Source organism: Xanthomonas sacchari, from assembly GCF_024266585.1.
Lineage (GTDB): Bacteria > Pseudomonadota > Gammaproteobacteria > Xanthomonadales > Xanthomonadaceae > Xanthomonas_A > Xanthomonas_A sacchari_C.
Window position 1 is genome coordinate 1,445,314 of sequence record NZ_CP100647.1, and the last position, 15,119, is coordinate 1,460,432.

The following is a 15,119-nucleotide window of genomic DNA, read 5'->3' on the forward strand; positions in this document are numbered from 1 at the left end:
TGGCGGGCGCCGGGGCGTGGAGTGCGGCGCGATCAGAAGATGTCGAACGCCGCGTCGTCGGTCTTCTGGTCCTGCAGGCTTTCGTCGAACTGCTGGATGCGGTCCATGTCCTCGGTCTTGACCCACTCGGTGGCGCCGTTGAGGGTGACCTGGACCATGCCGCCCGGCGGATCGTTGCGGGCGATCGGCTGGTCCTTCAGCGCGACCCGCATGTAGTCGATCCAGATCGGCAGCGCCGCCTTGCCGCCGTACTCGCGGTAGCCGAGCGAGCGGTAGTCGTCGCGGCCGACCCAGACGGTGGTCACGTACGGCCCGCCGAAGCCGGAGAACCAGGCGTCGCGGTGGTCGTTGGTGGAGCCGGTCTTGCCGCCGACGTCCTCGCGGCCCAGCACCTTGGCCGGGGTGCCGGTGCCGCGCTGGACCACGTCGCGCATCATCGACACCAGCTGATAGGCGGTGCGTTCGTCGATGGCGCGCGGCGCCACCTTGGCCTCGGGGTCGGTAGGCTTCTCGGCTGCGGCCGCCGTGGCCGCGGTGGCGGCGGGCGCGGCCGGCTTGTCCGCCGGCGGCGGCGTCGCCGCGCCGAAGTTGAAGCCGTCGACCACCTGGCTGACCGGCGCGGCGTTGCCGCCGACGCTGCCGCAGCTGCGGCAGGCGGTCAGCGGATGCTCCTGGAACAGCACCTTGCCGTCGCGGTCGGTGACCTTGTCGATGATCCAGGTGTTGACCAGCGAGCCGCCATTGACGAACACCGTGTAGCCGCGGGCCACCGACAGCGGCGTCAGCGAGGCGGTGCCCAGCGACATCGACAGGTTCGGCGGCAGCTCGGCCTCCTGGAAGCCGAACTGGCTGATGTACTTGCGCGCGAAGTCCACGCCGATGGCGTCCAGCAGGCGCACCGAGACCAGGTTGCGCGACTGCACCAGCGCTTCGCGCAGGCGCATCGGGCCGCGGAAGCCGCCGCCGTCGTTCTGCGGCGACCAGGTCTTGCCGCGGCGGTCGCGGAACACCACCGGCGCGTCGAGCACGATCGAGGCCGGGTTGAAGCCCTTCTCGAACGAGGCCGCGTACAGGAAGGGCTTGAAGCTGGAGCCGGGCTGGCGCCGCGCCTGGGTGGCGCGATTGAACTTGTTGCCGGCATAGCTGAAGCCGCCGACCATGGCGCGCAGCGCGCCGTTGTTGGCGTCCAGCGAGACCAGCGCGGCCTGGGCGCGCGGGATCTGGGTGATCTCCCATTCGCCCGGCTTGTCGCCGGCCTGGATGCGCACCAGGTCGCCGCGCTTGAGCAGGGCGGCCGGGCTGCGTCCGGTCCAGCGGCTGGCGGCCACCGGCAGCACCAGCTCGGTCTTGTTGGCGAGCACCACGGTCGCGCTGCCGTCGCTGCCGGTGCTGGCGACGATGCTCGGCAGCATCCCGTCCTGCCCGTAGACGCCGCTCAGGTGGCTGGCCAGCGCCGCCGCATCGGCATTGGCGGGGACGTCGAAGTGCTTCTCCACGCCATGCCAGCCATGTCGACGGTCGTAGACGATCAGGCCCTCGCGCACCGCATGGTTGGCCGCGGTCTGCAGGGTCGAGTCGATGCTGGTGTAGACGTGGTAGCCCTTGTCCAGCACGTCGCCGCCGAAGCGCGCGATCATCTCCTGGCGCACCAGTTCGGCCACGTAGGGCGCCTCGACCTCGACCGGGCGTTCGTGCGGCGTGGCGTGCATCGGCACCGCCTTGGCCGCCTCGGCCTCGGCCGGGGTGATGAAGCCCAGGGCGGCCATGCGGCTGAGCACGTAGTTGTCGCGGCGCTGCTTGGCGCGCTCGGGGTTGCTGATCGGGTTGCCGCTGGAGGGGAACTTGGGGATGCCGGCCAGCGAGGCCATCTCGTCCAGGCTCAGCTCGTTGAGCTTCTTGCCGTAGTAGTACTCGGCGGCGGCGGCGATGCCGTAGGCGCGGTTGCCGAAGAAGCTCTTGTTGAGATACAGCTCGAAGATCTCGTCCTTGCTCAGCTCGGCCTCGATCTTGCGTGCCAGCAGGATCTCCGCCAGCTTGCGGGTGTAGCTGTACTCCGAACTCAGGAAGAACTGACGGGCGACCTGCTGGGTGATGGTGGAGCCGCCCGGCACGCGCTTGTCGTTGGTGGTGGCCAGCAGCCACACCGCGCGGGCGATGCCCTTGTAGTCGACGCCGCCGTGCTCGTAGAAACGGGCGTCCTCGGTGGCCAGGAAGGCCTGCTTCAGCCGCTCCGGCACGTCCTTCATGGTGATGGGGTAGCGCCGGGTCTCGCCGAACAGCGCCATCAGCTTGCCGTCGCTGGAGTAGACGTACATGGGCTCCTGCAGTTCGACCTTGCGCAGGGTCTGCACATCCGGGAGCTTGGAGGAGACGACGTAGTACAGCCCGCCTGCCACGGCGGCGCCGACCAGGCCAAGGAGGACGAACGTGACCAGCGCCCAGCGCAGCCAACGACGAAAACGGGGCATCGCGAGAGATTCCGATTGCAGATTTCTTGGGCGCAGAGTATAGAGTACGCCGGGGAACGGCTGGGGCCGGTTCCGGGGATGCGACGGGTTTGCTGCCGCAGGTCATGCGGTGACACGGATCGCGACATGCAACCGGGCGGTTGCCAATTGCAAAAAATTTGTTATTAATGCGCTGGCGCAACATTGGCGCCCAAATGCCCGCCGGCAGGGGAAAATCCGTGGGGCTTATCCCAAAGAGTCAGCAACCGCTGATCGGCATCGACATCAGTTCTACCGCAGTCAAGCTGCTGCAGCTTTCGCGTAACGGCAACCGGTTCCGCGTCGAGCATTACGCCGTCGAACCCTTGCCGCCCAATGCCGTGGTCGAAAAGAACATCGTCGAGGTCGAGGCGGTGGGCGAGGCGATCCGTCGCGCCGTGACCCGTTCCGGCACCCGCGCCAAGCATGCCGCGGCGGCCGTGGCCGGTTCGGCGGTGATCACCAAGGTGATCCCGATGCCGGCCGAGCTGGACGAGAGCGAACTGGAAGCCCAGGTCGAGCTGGAGGCGGTGAACTACATCCCGTATCCGATCGAGGAAGTGAACCTGGATTTCGAGGTGCTGGGCGTCATCCCCAACAACCCCGAGATGGTGCAGGTGCTGCTGGCCGCCTCGCGTTCGGAGAACGTGGAACTGCGCCAGTCGGCCCTGGAACTGGGCGGCCTGGTAGCCAAGGTGATGGACGTGGAGGCCTTCGCGGTCGAGAACGCCTTCGCGCTGGTGGCCAGCGAGCTGCCGGTGGCCGCCGACGGCATCGTCGCCCTGGTCGACATCGGCGCCACCATGACCACCCTCAATGTCCTGCGCGGCGGGCGCAGCCTGTACAGCCGCGAACAGGTGTTCGGCGGCAAGCAGCTGACCGACGAAGTGATGCGCCGCTATGGCCTGACCTACGAGGAAGCCGGCATGGCCAAGCGCCAGGGCGGGCTGCCGGAGAGCTACGAGGTCGAGGTGCTGGAACCGTTCAAGGAAGCCACGGTGCAGCAGATCAGCCGCCTGCTGCAGTTCTTCTACGCCGGCAGCGAATTCAACCGGGTCGACCACATCGTGCTGGCCGGCGGCTGCGCCGCCCTGGTCGGATTGCCGGAGATGGTGGAGGAGCAACTGGGCGTGGCCACGGTGGTCGCCAACCCGTTGGCGCAGATGACCCTCGGGCCGAAGGTCCAGGCGCATGCGCTGGCCCAGGATGCGCCGGCGCTGATGATCGCCACCGGCCTGGCGCTGAGGAGCTTCGACTGATGGCGAAGATCAATCTGCTGCCCTGGCGGGCGGAACGGCGCAAGCAGCGCGAACGCGAGTTCTATTCGATGCTTGGCCTGGCCGCATTCGCCGGGGTGTTGCTGGCGGCGCTGATCTGGTTTTACTACGACCTGCAGATCAGCGGCCAGAACGAGCGCAACGCCTACCTGCAGAGCGAGATCGAGAAGGTCCAGGCGCAGAACAAGGAAATCGACACCCTCGACGAGAAGAAGCGCCGGCTGCTGGCGCGCAAGCAGGTCATCGAGGAGCTGCAGGCCAAGCGCTCGCAGATGGTGCATCTGTTCGACGCGCTGGTGCGGACCATCCCCGACGGCGTGGTGCTGACCTCGGTGAAGCAGGAAGGCGACACGCTCACCCTGGAAGGCCGCTCGCAATCCAATGCCCGGGTCAGCAACTACATGCGCAATCTCGAAGGCTCGGGCTGGATGACCAATCCGGAGCTGACGGTGATCGAGGCCAAGGCCCAGGAGAAGGAAGCCAAGGGGCCGATCGTCGACACCAAGGCGTTGCCGTACGTGTTCACGCTGCGGGTCAAGCTGCCGGTGCCGGGCGAGGGCGTCGATCCGGCCGCCGATGCGACGCCACCTGCCGGCCCCGCGACGCCCGCAGCCCCCGCCGGCGCACCGGGCGCCCCTGCACCTGCGGCGGGCAGCCCTGCCGCACCGGCACCGGCCACTGCGCCGGCACCGGCCGCCACGCCAGCGCACCAGGGACCGGCGTCATGAGCAAGAAATTCAATATCAAAGAGCTGGATTTCAACAACATCGGCAGCTGGCCGCAGCAGGCCAAGATCGTGTTCTGCGTGCTGGTGACCCTGTTCATCCTGGCCATCTCGTGGTTCCTGCTGATCAGCGGCAAGAGCGATGAGCTGGAAGGGCTGGAACAGAAGGAAACCGAGCTGCGCGCCACCTTCGAGAAGGAACAGAGCCGTGCGGTGAACCTGCAGCCGCTCAAGCAGCAGCTGGTGCAGATGGAGCAGGTACTGCAGCAGATGCTGCGGCAGTTGCCGAGCAAGACCGAGATGCCCGACCTGATCATCGACATCTCGCAGACCGCGCTGTCCAGCGGCCTGACCAACGAGCTGTTCCAGCCGGGTCCGGAGTCGCCGAAGGAGTTCTACGCGGAGAAGCCGATCGCCTTGCGCATGGTCGGCAGCTACCACCAGTTCGGCGCCTTCGTCAGCGGCGTGGCGTCGCTGCCGCGGGTGGTGATCCTGACCATGCACGACATCAACCTGAAGCCGCGCGACAAGAGCAACGGCATCACCGCGCGCGGCGAACTGGAACTGTCCGGCACGGTCAAGACCTATCGCTATCTGGACGACAAGGAAATGGCCGAACAGGAGCAGGCCGCGGCGGCCGCGAAGAAGGCCGGCAAGCAAGGCGGTGGCGCATGAGCCGGCAGCCTCGGATGGTCAAGATGCTTGCCGCGGGCGCGCTGGCGCTGGTGCTTGGCGGTTGCGGCCGCAGCATCACCAGCACGCCGGGCGATGCGCCCAATCTGGAGAACTGGGTGAAGGAAGTGCGCGCCCGACCGGCGCAGCCACTGGAGCCGTTGCCGGTGATGCAGCAGTTCGAGACCTTCGAGTATGCGGCGCAGGGTCTGCGCGATCCGTTCAGCGATGCCTGGGCCAGCCCCGACGGCAGCAGCGGCCTGCGCCCGGATCCGAACCGCCGCAAGGAGCCGCTGGAACAGTTCCCGCTGGACAGCCTCAACATGGTCGGCACGCTCGGCAGCGGCGCGGGCCAGGTGGCGCTGGTGATGGCACCGGACAAGGTGACCTACCGCGTGCGTCCGGGCGTGTACATGGGGCAGAGCGATGGCCGCGTGACCGGGGTGCACGAGGATCGCATCGATTTGATTGAACTGGTGCCGGATGGCGCCGGCGGCTGGCTGGAACGTCCCGCCTCCGTCGCGCTGGACGATCAATGATTGATTATGGGGATAGCACGATGACTTTTTCCAAAGCCCTGAGCTTGCGCCCCATCCGGCGCCACGCGACGATGCGGCTATGCGCGTTGGGGTTGGCGGCGATGCTCGGGAACGCGGTCGTCGCCAGCGCGACGCCGGCCGCCGCGCCTGCTGCCGCGCCCGCCGCAGCTGCGACGGCGCCGGCCAAGCTCACGGTGTCGAAGATCGACTTCAAGCGCGGCGACGGCGGCGCGGGACGGCTGATCCTGTCCTTCAGCGGGACCGGCGCCAGCCCGGATCTGCGCACCCAGGGCAACAGCGTCGTGGTCGACGTCGGCAACGCGACGCTGCCGCCGGAGTTGCAGCGGCCGCTCAACGTCACCGACTTCGCCACCCCGGTGCAGCGCATCGACGCCAAGCCGTACGCCGGCGGTGCCGAGCTGGTGCTGAACACCAATGGCCCGTTCGAATCGATGGCCTACCAGTCGGGCAGCGACTACGTGGTCGAGATCACCCCGCGCGCCGCCGCGCCGGCGGTGGGCGCGGTCACCGCGACCACGGTCAGCCAGGCCGCCGCGCAGGTGGCCGCCCGCGGCTACAGCGGCAAGCCGGTGACCTTCAACTTCCAGGACGTGCCGGTGCGCACGGTGCTGCAGCTGATCGCCGAGGAATCCAATCTCAACATCGTCGCCTCCGACACCGTGCAGGGCAGCGTCACCCTGCGCCTGGTCAACGTGCCGTGGGACCAGGCCCTGGACATCGTGCTGCGCGCCAAGGGCCTGGACAAGCGCCGCGACGGCAAGGTGATCTGGGTCGCGCCGCAGCAGGAACTGGCCAAGTTCGAACAGGACAAGGAAGACGCGCGCATCGCGATCGAGAACCGCGAGGACCTGGTCACCGACTACGTGCAGATCAATTACCACAGCGCCACGGCGATCTTCAAGGCGCTGACCGAGGCCAAGGGCATCGGCGGTGGCGGTGGCGGTGGCGGCGGCTCGGGTGGCAGCAACAGCCAGAACGACAACGGCTTCCTGTCGCCGCGTGGACGCATCGTCGCCGACGAGCGCACCAATACGTTGATGATCAGCGACATCCCCAAGAAGGTCGCGCAGATGCGCGAGCTGATCAACGTGATCGACCGGCCGGTCGACCAGGTGCTGATCGAGGGCCGCATCGTCATCGCCACCGATACCTTCGCCCGCGATCTGGGCGCGCGCTTCGGCATCGCCGGTCGCCGGCAGTACGGCGACAACACCGGCGTGGTCAGCGGCAACCTGGCCAACAACACGTCGATCCTCAACAACAGTGTGCACAACATCCCCAGCGGGCTGAACTTCAACATGCCCGCCGGCACCTTCACCAACGGCACGCCGGGCGCCATCGCCTACACCTTGCTGGGCGCCAACTTCTCGCTGGACATGGAATTGTCGGCGCTGCAGGAAGAGGGTCGGGGCGAGGTGCTCTCCAATCCGCGTATCGTGACGTCCAACCAGCGCGAGGCGGTGATCCGGCAAGGCAAGGAAATCGGCTACGTCACGGTCACCGGCGGCACCGGCGGCACCGCCGCCACCCCGAACGTGCAGTTCAAGGAAGTGCTGCTGGAACTGAAGGTGACGCCGACGATCACCGACGACAATCGCATCTTCTTGAACATGAATGTCAAGAAGGACGAGGTGGAGCGCTACGTCACCCTGCCGCTGTACGGCACGGTCCCGGAAATCAATCGCCGCGAGATCAACACCGCGGTGCTGGTCGACGACGGGCAGACCGTGGTGATCGGCGGCGTCTACGAGTTCACCGACCGCAGCAGCGTTGCCAAGGTGCCGTTCCTGGGCGACATCCCGTTCCTGGGCAATCTGTTCAAGCAGCGCGGCCGCAGCAAGAGCAAGGCGGAACTGCTGATCTTCGTGACCCCGAAGGTGATGCGCGTGGCCAAGCGCGCCGGCTGATCGGCGCGGACAAGGCGGGATCCTCCGACGGGAGAGGCGCAGGCCTCTCCCGTCGGCGTTTGCGGGCCATGGTGGATGAGGAAATCCTGAATTCGCAGCACGCCAGGTCGGCCGCGCGCGGAACCATTTCCCCCGGCGATCGGTCAGACTGGACAAATGAACACGCCATCCCCAACCCTCGCTTCCCCGCCGGCCGCGCCCGAGCAGCAGCGCCTGCACGCCGCGTTTGTCGCCCTGCGCGACGGCCTGTCCCAAACCATCATCGGCCAGTCGGCGCTGGTAGAGCGCCTGCTGATCGCGCTGCTCGCCGACGGCCATCTGCTGGTCGAAGGCGCGCCCGGCCTGGCCAAGACCACCGCGATCCGGGCCCTGGCGTCGCGCCTGGAAGCGGACTTCGCCCGCGTCCAGTTCACCCCCGATCTGCTGCCGGCCGACCTCACCGGCACCGAGGTGTGGCGTCCGCAGGAGAGCCGCTTCGAGTTCCTGCCCGGGCCGATCTTCCATCCGATCCTGCTCGCCGACGAGATCAACCGTGCGCCGGCCAAGGTGCAATCGGCGCTGCTCGAAGCGATGGGCGAGCGCCAGGTCACCGTCGGCCGGCATACCTATGCGCTGCCTAAGCTGTTCCTGGTGATGGCGACGCAGAACCCGATCGAACAGGAAGGCACCTTCCCGCTGCCGGAAGCGCAACTGGACCGCTTCCTGATGCATGTGCGGATCGGCTATCCGGAAGCGGCGGCTGAAGCGGAGATCCTGCGCCTGGCGCGCGAGCGCGCACGCGAGACGCTGGAGGCCGGCGAGGCGCCGCCGCCGCGCATGCCGCTGGAGGACGTGTTCGCCGCACGCCGTGCGGTGCTGGCGCTGCACATGGCGCCGCCGCTGGAGCGCTATCTGATCGAACTGGTGCTGGCCTCGCGCGATGCCAGCGGCTACGACGCGGCGTTGGCGCGGCGCATCGCGTGGGGCGCGAGCCCGCGCGGTTCGATCGCGCTGGAGCGCTGCGCCCGCGCCCGGGCCTGGCTGGCCGGGCGCGATTTCGTCACGCCCGACGATGTGCGTGCGGTCGCCGCCGATGTGCTGCGCCACCGCGTGCTGCCCAGCTACGAGGCGACCGCCGAAGGCTGGGATGGCGATCGCCTGGTCGCCGCGTTGCTGGACAAGGTGCCGCCGCCGTGACCGCACGCCGCCACGTCCGGTTGCCCGCCGCCCGCGTTCACGCGGAGTAACGACGATGGCACCGCAGCCGACCGCGCCTGGCCTGCCGCACGCCGCTGCGCCGGCCGAGGCGGGGATCCGTCCCAGCTTGGCCGAACTGGTGGCCCTGCGCGCCGTTGTCGCGCGCGTACCGCCGCCGCGTCGGGGCCGCCATGGCCTCAGCGGCGCTGCACCGTCGCCGATGCGCGGACGCGGCATGGAGTACGCCGAATCGCGCGAGTACGTGGCCGGCGACGACGTGCGGCACATCGACTGGCGGCTCACCGCGCGCAGCGGCCGCACCCACACCAAGGTGTTCCAGGCCGAGCGCGAACGGCTCAGCCTGATCGTCGCCGATACCGCCCCGTCGCTGTATTTCGGCACCCGCGTGCGCTTCAAGTCGGTGCAGGCGGCACGTGCCGGGGCGGTGGCGGCGTGGGCGGCGCAGCGCCAGGGCGACCGCCTGGCCGCCTTGCGCGGCAGCCGCAGCGAAGCGCCGGTGCCGCCCGCCTCGGGGCCGCGTGGCGTGCTGCGCGTCCTCGATGCGCTGGCGCGCTGGTATGCGCAGCCACCGCAGGACGATGCCGGCCTGGGCATGGCCCTGGATCACGCGGCCAAGCTGTTGCGGCCGGGGTCGCGTTTGACCGTGCTGGCCGATCCGGCCAGCGCGCAGGCCGTGCCCGCGGCGCGCTGGGCCGGCCTGGCGCTGCACAGCGACGTGGAGCTGCTGCTGCTCGCCGATCCATTGGAACTGCAGCCGCCGCGTGCGGCCCTGCCGTTCTGGGCGAGTGGCCGCCGCGTGGAAGTGGACCTGCTGGCGAGCGCCGCGCAACAGCACTGGCGCGCGCAGTTCGTGCAGCCGCTGGAGACGCTGGCCGCGGAACTGCCGGGCCGCGGCGTACAGGTGCGGGTGCTGTTGAGCGACGCGCCCAGCGAATCGTGGTTGTTGCCGGCGCAGCGGGGGACCGTGTCATGAGTCCGCAGCAACTGCCCCTGCGCGATGTGCACCTGCCGCCGGCCCCGGCCTGGTGGCCGCCCGCACCGGGTTGGTGGATGCTGGCAGCGCTGTTGCTGCTGGTGATCGGTGCGGCGCTGTGGGTGTGGATGCACCGGCGCCGGCGCGCGCAGCGCTGGCAGCGCCAGTTCGACGCGGCGGCCTGCACCGGCGAGCCGCCGGCGCAGGTGGCCGCGGTCTCGGAATTGCTGCGGCGCGCGGCGCAGCGTCGCGATCCGGCCGCTGCGGCGTTGCAGGGCGAGGCCTGGTTGCGGTTTCTGGATGGCGACGACAAGCGCCAGCCGTTCTCCGCCGGCCCGGGCCGTGTGCTGCTCGACGGCGGTTATCGGCCCAGCGTGGACCCGGCGCAGGTGCAGGCGCTGTTGCCGCACGCGCAGCGCCGGTTCCTTGCGCTGATGGCGGCGCGGCACGGAGGACGGCGATGAGCCTGTTGCCCTCGACCTGGCAGAGCCTCAGCGACCTGGTGGCCGGTTTCGCCTGGCCGTGGATGTGGCTGGCGATGCCGCTGCCCTTGCTGGCCAAGCTGCTGTTGCCGGCACGGCGCGGCACGGCGCCGGCCTTGCGCGTGCCCTATGGCGAGCGCCTGCAGGCGGTGGCCGCCGCGCCGACGCGGGGCGGGCGGTGGCGGGCCAGCGTGTGGCTGGCATGGCTGGCCTGGTTCTGCCTGTGCGCAGCCGCGGCGCGGCCGCTGCAACTGGGCGAACCCATCGCGCCGCCGCAGCAGGCGCGGCAACTGATGCTGGCGGTGGATCTGTCCGGCAGCATGAGCGAGCCGGACATGAGCCTGGGCGGACGCGTGGTCGATCGCCTCACCGCGGCCAAGGCGGTGCTGGCCGACTTCCTCGACCGCCGCGACGGCGACCGCATCGGCTTGCTGGTGTTCGGCCAGCAGGCGTATGCGCTGACCCCGCTGACCGCCGACCTGGCCACGGTGCGCGACCAGTTGCGCGACAGCGTGGTCGGCCTGGCCGGACGCGAGACCGCGTTGGGTGATGCGATCGCGCTGGCGGTCAAGCGCCTGCGCGAGCAGAAGCAGGGCGAGCGGGTGTTGATCGTGCTCACCGACGGCGTCAACACCGCCGGCGTGCTCGACCCGCTGAAGGCCGCCGAACTGGCCAAGGCCGAACACGTGCGCGTGTACACCATCGCCTTCGGTGGCGATGGCGGCATGTCGCTGTTCGGCCTGCCGATCCCTGGCGGCGGCGGCGACGACCAGGTCGACGAGGACACCTTGCGCAAGATCGCGCAGGACACCGGCGGCCGCTTCTTCCGCGCCCGCGATACCGCCGAGCTGGCCTCGATCTATGCCGAGCTGGACCGGCTCGAGCCGGTGCGTTCGGCCGGTCCGGCGGTGCGGCCGCGGATCGAACGCTATGCCTGGCCGCTGGCCGCCGCGCTGGCGCTGGCGTTGCTGTCCTTCATCTGGCCCTGGAGGCGGCAATGACCCGCGTACTGGAATTCCTGCAGGCCCTGCACCTGTTGCGTCCGGAGTGGCTGTGGGCGCTGCTGCTGCTGCCGTTGCTGGCCTGGAGTTGGTGGCGCCGGCGCCGCCGCCGCGACATCTGGCGGCGTACGGTGGACCCGCACCTGCTGCCGCACCTGCTGGTGCGCGGTAGTGCCAAGGGCGGTGCCGGCCTGCTGCTGGGGGCGCTGGGCTACACGCTGGCGGTGCTGGCCCTGGCCGGGCCGAGCTGGCGCCAGGAACCGCAGCCGCTGTGGCAGGCGCACACGCCGTTGGTGATCGCGCTGGACCTGTCGGCGCAGATCGACGCGCGCGACCTGCCGCCGTCGCGGCTGTTGCAGGCGCGGGCCAAGCTGGCGCGGCTGCTGCACGAGCGCGCGGGCGGCGAAGTGGCGTTGCTTGCCTATGCCGGCGAGCCGTACACGGTCGCGCCGCTGACCGACGATGCGGCCAACGTGGGCCTGTTCCTGGATGCGCTGTCGCCGCAGGTGATGCCGGTGCCGGGGCAGCGCACGGACCTGGCGATCGACTGGGCGGCACAGTTGCTGCGCCAGGCCGGTTTCTCCCGTGGCGACATCCTGGTGCTCAGCGATCGGGCCGACGCGCAGGCGCAGCAGGCGGCGGCGCGCGCCGCCGGGCAGGGCTATCACGTGTCGGTGCTGGGCCTGGGCACCGCACAGGGCGCCGCCTACCGCGACGACCAGGGGCGGCTGGCGCATGCGCAACTGGATGCGGCCTCGCTGCGCGCGCTGGCGGCGGCCGGCGCGGGCCGCTATGCCGGCTTGACCCCCGACGACAGCGACCTGCGCGCGCTGGGCGTGCTGCGGCCGCAGGAAGCGGACGCCGGCACCGCCGACGACAGCCATGGCCGCGTGTGGCTCGACCAGGGCTATTGGTTGCTGCCGCCGCTGATGCTGCTGGCCTTGCTGGCGTTCCGCCGTCGCGGCGGTGCGGCGGTGCTGCTGCTGGTGTTGGCGCCGTGGGCGCTGCCGGGACCGGCTCAGGCGCAGACCACGGCGCAGCCGCAGGCCGCCGTTCCCGGTCCCGTCGCGGGCGGATGGTGGGAACGTGCCGACCAGGTGCGCCAGCAACACCTGGACGCGGGCGTGCAGGCCTATCGCAAGGGCGATTTCGCCGCCGCGCAACAGCAGTTCGAAGGCATCGACAGCGATGCCGGCTGGTACAACCTCGGCAATGCGCTGGCGCGCCAGGGCCGTTACGACGAGGCGATCGCCGCCTACGACAAGGCGCTGAAGCTGCATCCGCAGATGGCCGATGCGATCGCCAACCGCGCCGCGGTGGAGGCGGCGCGCAAGCGCCAGTCGTCGCAGAATGCGCAGTCCGGCCAGCAGGGCAAGGACGGTAAGCAGCAGAAGGACGGTAAGCAGCAGAAGGATGGGCAGTCGCAGAACGGCCAGCAACAGAACGGCCAGCAAAAGAGCGGTCAGCAGCAGAACGGTCAGCAGCAGAACGGTCAGCAGCAGTCGGGCCAACAGCAGTCGGGCCAACAGCAGAACGGTGCGCAGAAGGACCAGCAGCAGAACAACCAGCAGCAGAACAACCAGCAACAGGGCGGACAGCAACAAAATGGCCAGCCGCGGGACGGCCAGCAGGGACGCAGCGGTACCAAGGACGCGCAACAGGCGCCGCCCAAGCCCGGCGACGCGCAGGCGCAACAGCAGGCCGATGCGGCGCAGCGCCAGCAGATGCAGCAGGCCATTGCGCAGCAGGGCGGTACCGACAAACAGGCCGCCGAGCGCGCCGCTGCCGCCGCGAACGAGACGCCGCAACAGCGCGAGCAGCGCCAGGCGGTGGAGGCGTGGTTGCGGCGGGTGCCGGACGATCCGGGCAATCTGTTGCGCGCCAAATTCAGGCTGGAACACGAACGCAGGCAGCGGGAACAAGAACCATGATCCACTTCAGGCGACTCGGCCAGGAGGTGCGCGTCTACGCGCTACTGATGGGGTTGGCCGCGCTGCTGCTGGCGCTGCCGGTAGGCGCCGCCACGCGCGCGTGGCTGGACCGCGACAGCGTCGGCGCCGGCGAGGGCGTGACCCTCAACATCGAGACCGACCAGGCGATGGCGACGCCGGACTACACGCCGCTGCGCGCGGAGTTCGCGCTGAGCAACGAGATCAAGAGCCGGCAGATGCAGATCGTCAACGGCGCGGTCTCGTCGACGTCCCTGTTCGGCGTGATGCTGACGCCGCGCAGTACCGGCACATTGCAGATCCCGTCGCTGCAGGTCGGCAACGAGCGTACCGCGCCGTTGCGGCTGCAGGTCGCGGCGGCCAGCGCCGCGGCGCCTGCCTCCGCCAACGCCGCTGTGCCGGCGCAGGTGGGCAACGCCGACGTGTTCGTGCAGACCGTCGTCGACGACGCGAGGCCCTACGTGCAGCAGAGCGTGGGCGTGGTGGTGCGGCTGTATCTCGGCGTGCCGCTGAGTTCGGGCGAACTGGACCTGGACACGCCGGCCGGCGCGTCGCTGCAGCGTGTCGGCGACGACATCCAGAATCGCCGCCAGATCGACGGGCGCATGTATACGGTGGTCGAGCGGCACTACCTGCTGGTGCCCGAGCGCAGTGGACCGCTGTTGTTGCCGGGCGCGCGGTTCAGCGGCCGCGGCCCCACCGGCTTCTTCGACGACTACTTCGGCCGCGGCGGCGAACTCAATGCGCGCGGCACCGCGCAGACCCTGCAGGTGCGCGCGCAGCCGGCCAATGCGCCGCAGCCATGGCTGCCGCTGCACGAACTGCGCCTGCGCTACACCGCCACGCCGCAGCGCGCCAAGGTCGGCGAGGCGGCCGACATCGTGGTCGAGGCCACCGCACGCGGCGCGACCCAGGCGCAGTTCCCCGAACTGCCCACGCCCAGCGTGGACGGCGCGCAGGTGTTCGCCGAGCCGCCGCAGGTGCAGGAACGCTTCGTCGACGGCAGTCCGCAGGTGACCGTCAGCCGCCGCTACTCGATCGTGCCGCAGGCGGCGGGTCCGCTGCTGGTGCGCGGCCTGCGCATGCCCTGGTGGGACGTCAGCGCCGGCGCCGCGCGCGAGGCCAGCCTGCCGGACCTGACCCTGCAGGTGCAGCCCGGACAGGGCGTGCCCGCGCCGGTGCCGGCCCCGGCCAGCCCGGCGGCGCCGGCGCTGAGCGTGGTGCCGGCCGACAATGCGGTGGCGCCGACGCACACGCTGCGGGGATGGCTGGCCGCGTCGTCGCTGTGGATGGCGCTGGCCAGCGGCTTCGCGGTGTTGTGGCTGGCCACTCTGATCTGGGCCTGGCGCCGCGCGCGCCGTGCGCGTGCCGTCGCGGCGTTGCCGGCCACGGCGCCCGGCGCGACATCGGCGCCTGCGCGCGCACGCGCCGCGCTGCCGGAGTTGCGCAAGGCCCTGGACAGCGGCGGCCTGGACGAGGTCGCGGCGATCCTGTGCGCGCAGGCCGGCGTCGCCGAGCTGGATGCGGTGGTGCGGCGCCTGGATGACCCGGCGCAGCGCGAGGCGGTCCTGCGCATGCAGCACGCGCGTTGGGGCGGTGGGGGCGATGTGGCCGGCGCGCGTGCCGCGTTGCGCGCGGCGTTCGCATCGGGTCCGCGCTGGCGCGCGGCAACGCGCGATGCGGCGGCAGACGAGCTGCCGCCGCTGTATCCCAAGCGCAACGCCTGAGCCGGGCGCGCGCAGCCCCGGCCACGCGCGCTGTCGCAGGCATTGCGGTTCGCCAGCGCCGCAAAGGGGGGCTGCGGAGTAGGCGCGGCGCGCAAGCCGATGCGCTCGCTGCGCAGCGCACCGTCGCGCGTTGGTCGATGCCTGCTTATGGTTTGTTAAGCTGC

12 protein-coding genes are annotated in these 15,119 nt (G+C 70.2%); 11 read left to right on the top strand and 1 reads right to left on the bottom strand.

Annotated features, from left to right (window positions below; all coding sequences use genetic code 11):
- Nucleotides 1–32: 32 nt before the first annotated feature.
- Complete coding sequence (locus NKJ47_RS05900; RefSeq protein ID WP_254460577.1) at nt 33–2,468, bottom strand: penicillin-binding protein 1A; 2,436 nt, start codon at nt 2,466–2,468, stop codon at nt 33–35.
- A 218-nt stretch (nt 2,469–2,686) separates the two neighbouring features.
- On the opposite strand from NKJ47_RS05900, the gene NKJ47_RS05905 reads away from it, so the two are divergent.
- The 11 genes from NKJ47_RS05905 to NKJ47_RS05955 all read left to right on the top strand — a co-directional run bounded on the left by NKJ47_RS05905 (nt 2,687) and on the right by NKJ47_RS05955 (nt 14,955).
- The gene (locus NKJ47_RS05905) at nt 2,687–3,745 is read left to right on the top strand and encodes a pilus assembly protein PilM (protein ID WP_343237526.1); all 1,059 of its coding nucleotides are present in this window, start codon (nt 2,687–2,689) and stop codon (nt 3,743–3,745) included.
- Nucleotides 3,745–4,491 carry a PilN domain-containing protein gene (locus tag NKJ47_RS05910; RefSeq protein ID WP_254460579.1) on the top strand — a complete coding sequence of 249 codons (747 nt, stop codon included), beginning with the start codon at nt 3,745–3,747 and terminating at the stop codon, nt 4,489–4,491. The genes NKJ47_RS05905 and NKJ47_RS05910 overlap by 1 nt, the downstream gene beginning before the upstream one ends.
- Complete coding sequence (locus NKJ47_RS05915) at nt 4,488–5,162, top strand: type 4a pilus biogenesis protein PilO (RefSeq protein WP_254460580.1); 675 nt, start codon at nt 4,488–4,490, stop codon at nt 5,160–5,162. The genes NKJ47_RS05910 and NKJ47_RS05915 overlap by 4 nt, the downstream gene beginning before the upstream one ends.
- A gap of 14 nt (nt 5,163–5,176) precedes the next feature.
- Nucleotides 5,177–5,698, top strand: a complete 522-nt coding sequence (locus NKJ47_RS05920; protein ID WP_429002524.1) for a pilus assembly protein PilP — start codon at nt 5,177–5,179, stop codon at nt 5,696–5,698.
- A gap of 20 nt (nt 5,699–5,718) precedes the next feature.
- Nucleotides 5,719–7,626 carry a type IV pilus secretin PilQ gene (locus tag NKJ47_RS05925; RefSeq protein WP_254460582.1) on the top strand — a complete coding sequence of 636 codons (1,908 nt, stop codon included), beginning with the start codon at nt 5,719–5,721 and terminating at the stop codon, nt 7,624–7,626.
- A gap of 156 nt (nt 7,627–7,782) precedes the next feature.
- Nucleotides 7,783–8,802 carry an AAA family ATPase gene (locus NKJ47_RS05930; protein WP_254460583.1) on the top strand — a complete coding sequence of 340 codons (1,020 nt, stop codon included), beginning with the start codon at nt 7,783–7,785 and terminating at the stop codon, nt 8,800–8,802.
- Between the two features lie 55 nt (nt 8,803–8,857).
- Nucleotides 8,858–9,796, top strand: coding sequence for a DUF58 domain-containing protein (locus NKJ47_RS05935; RefSeq protein WP_254460584.1), 939 nt, complete (start codon nt 8,858–8,860; stop codon nt 9,794–9,796).
- Nucleotides 9,793–10,260, top strand: coding sequence for a DUF4381 family protein (locus NKJ47_RS05940; protein WP_254460585.1), 468 nt, complete (start codon nt 9,793–9,795; stop codon nt 10,258–10,260). The genes NKJ47_RS05935 and NKJ47_RS05940 overlap by 4 nt, the downstream gene beginning before the upstream one ends.
- The gene (locus tag NKJ47_RS05945) at nt 10,257–11,279 is read left to right on the top strand and encodes a vWA domain-containing protein (protein WP_254460586.1); all 1,023 of its coding nucleotides are present in this window, start codon (nt 10,257–10,259) and stop codon (nt 11,277–11,279) included. Before NKJ47_RS05940 ends, NKJ47_RS05945 begins: the two co-directional genes overlap by 4 nt.
- A complete protein-coding gene (locus NKJ47_RS05950) occupies nt 11,276–13,210 on the top strand; it encodes a VWA domain-containing protein (RefSeq protein WP_254460587.1) in 1,935 nt (644 codons plus the stop codon). The genes NKJ47_RS05945 and NKJ47_RS05950 overlap by 4 nt, the downstream gene beginning before the upstream one ends.
- Complete coding sequence (locus tag NKJ47_RS05955) at nt 13,207–14,955, top strand: BatD family protein (RefSeq protein WP_254460588.1); 1,749 nt, start codon at nt 13,207–13,209, stop codon at nt 14,953–14,955. The genes NKJ47_RS05950 and NKJ47_RS05955 overlap by 4 nt, the downstream gene beginning before the upstream one ends.
- Nucleotides 14,956–15,119 lie beyond the last annotated feature (164 nt).

Coding starts and splice junctions, on each gene's coding strand:
- NKJ47_RS05900 (WP_254460577.1), bottom strand. CDS start 2,468: ATGCCCCGTTTTCGTCGTTGGCTGCGCTGGGCGCTGGTCACGTTCGTC.
- NKJ47_RS05950 (WP_254460587.1), top strand. CDS start 11,276: ATGACCCGCGTACTGGAATTCCTGCAGGCCCTGCACCTGTTGCGTCCG.
- NKJ47_RS05920 (WP_429002524.1), top strand. CDS start 5,177: ATGGTCAAGATGCTTGCCGCGGGCGCGCTGGCGCTGGTGCTTGGCGGT.
- NKJ47_RS05915 (WP_254460580.1), top strand. CDS start 4,488: ATGAGCAAGAAATTCAATATCAAAGAGCTGGATTTCAACAACATCGGC.
- NKJ47_RS05910 (WP_254460579.1), top strand. CDS start 3,745: ATGGCGAAGATCAATCTGCTGCCCTGGCGGGCGGAACGGCGCAAGCAG.
- NKJ47_RS05955 (WP_254460588.1), top strand. CDS start 13,207: ATGATCCACTTCAGGCGACTCGGCCAGGAGGTGCGCGTCTACGCGCTA.
- NKJ47_RS05940 (WP_254460585.1), top strand. CDS start 9,793: ATGAGTCCGCAGCAACTGCCCCTGCGCGATGTGCACCTGCCGCCGGCC.
- NKJ47_RS05945 (WP_254460586.1), top strand. CDS start 10,257: ATGAGCCTGTTGCCCTCGACCTGGCAGAGCCTCAGCGACCTGGTGGCC.
- NKJ47_RS05935 (WP_254460584.1), top strand. CDS start 8,858: ATGGCACCGCAGCCGACCGCGCCTGGCCTGCCGCACGCCGCTGCGCCG.
- NKJ47_RS05925 (WP_254460582.1), top strand. CDS start 5,719: ATGACTTTTTCCAAAGCCCTGAGCTTGCGCCCCATCCGGCGCCACGCG.
- NKJ47_RS05930 (WP_254460583.1), top strand. CDS start 7,783: ATGAACACGCCATCCCCAACCCTCGCTTCCCCGCCGGCCGCGCCCGAG.